Genomic DNA, 1,337 nt, shown 5'->3' with positions numbered 1-1,337 from the left:
GACACTATCCCGTAAAGTGTGTAAGTTATAAATCGAGGGTTTAGCTTTTTTATAGCCGGACCCTTTTTTCAAATATAGTCAAAAACTGGTTTAAAATAATGCCCCAGTTTCTAATAGGCATCGACCATTTTTTAGTAGCCTCTCTTAAAGCCAAAAATGTTGATTTCATAACGGCTTCATCTGTTGGGAACGACAGCTTGTTTTTAGTGTATTTCCTGATTTTTCCATTAAGGTTTTCAATAAGGTTCGTGGTGTAAATGATTTTTCTGATTTCTAAAGGAAATTCGTAAAAAGCGGTAAGCTCCTCCCAGTTATCTCTCCAGCTTTTAATAGCGTAAGAGTACTTGTCTTCCCATTTCTGCGCAAAGTCATCCAGAGCGGCTTTTGCTGCGCTTTTGGTGGGTGCATCGTAGATGCTTTTCATATCCTTTGTAAACGCCTTCTTGTCCTTCCAAACCACATAGCGACAAGCGTTACGAATTTGATGCACGACACAAATTTGTGTTTTAGATTCAGGAAAAACGTTTTTAATGGTATCGGTAAAACCATTAAGATTATCTGTGGCCGTGATAAGCAAGTCCTGAACACCCCTGGCCTTTATATCTGTCAATACACTCATCCAAAAGGCTGCTGATTCATTCTTGCCCAACCAAAGCCCTAAAACTTCCTTTTTACCATCCCTACGTAAGCCTACTGCAATGTACATGGTTTTATTAATAACCTTTGAGTTTTCACGCACCTTAAATACAATACCGTCCATCCAGGTAATTAAATATACAGGTTCTAGAGGTCTGTTCTGCCAAGCTACAATATCATTAGTTACTTTGTCTGTGATACGGGATATAGTAGAGGTAGATACATCAAAATCATAGACTTCTCGGATTTGTTCTTCTATATCAGAATTACTCATACCCTTGGCGTATAAACTGATAATCACGTTTTCGATGCCATCGACCATGTTAGTTCGTTTAGGGACTAGCATCGGGTTAAAAGAGGCCTCCCGGTCTCTGGGAACTTTAATCTTAGTCTCTCCTAATGCTGTTTTTATCTTTTTAGAAGCATAGCCGTTACGGGTATTACTATTATCGGATTGTTGATGCTTATCATAGTCTAAATGCGCATCAAGTTCACCTTCCAACATTTTCTCAATGCCTCGCTTTTGTATAGATTTTAAAAAGGAGGTTAGTTCATCGCCAGTTTTAAACTGTTTTAAAAAATCATCGTGTAGAAAATCTTCTTTCTTCATAAGTGTATAAAATTTAAAATTAAACAAAAAAAATATCGAGGGTTGCAACCCTCGATATTTTTAACTTTACACACTTAGTGAGATATTACCT

Annotated in this window: 1 protein-coding gene; it reads right to left on the bottom strand. The window is 37.2% G+C overall.

The features are described 5' to 3' along the window. Positions 1 to 49: 49 nt before the first annotated feature. The gene (locus MR062_RS17595; RefSeq protein ID WP_242206739.1) at positions 50 to 1,246 is read right to left on the bottom strand and encodes an IS256 family transposase; all 1,197 of its coding nucleotides are present in this window, start codon (positions 1,244 to 1,246) and stop codon (positions 50 to 52) included. Positions 1,247 to 1,337: the final 91 nt, after the last annotated feature.

The organism is Aestuariivivens insulae (assembly GCF_022662195.1).
Classification (GTDB): domain Bacteria; phylum Bacteroidota; class Bacteroidia; order Flavobacteriales; family Flavobacteriaceae; genus Aestuariivivens; species Aestuariivivens insulae.
This window is presented reverse-complemented; position numbering and strand designations above follow the sequence as displayed.

Coding starts and splice junctions, on each gene's coding strand:
- MR062_RS17595 (WP_242206739.1), bottom strand. CDS start 1,246: ATGAAGAAAGAAGATTTTCTACACGATGATTTTTTAAAACAGTTTAAA.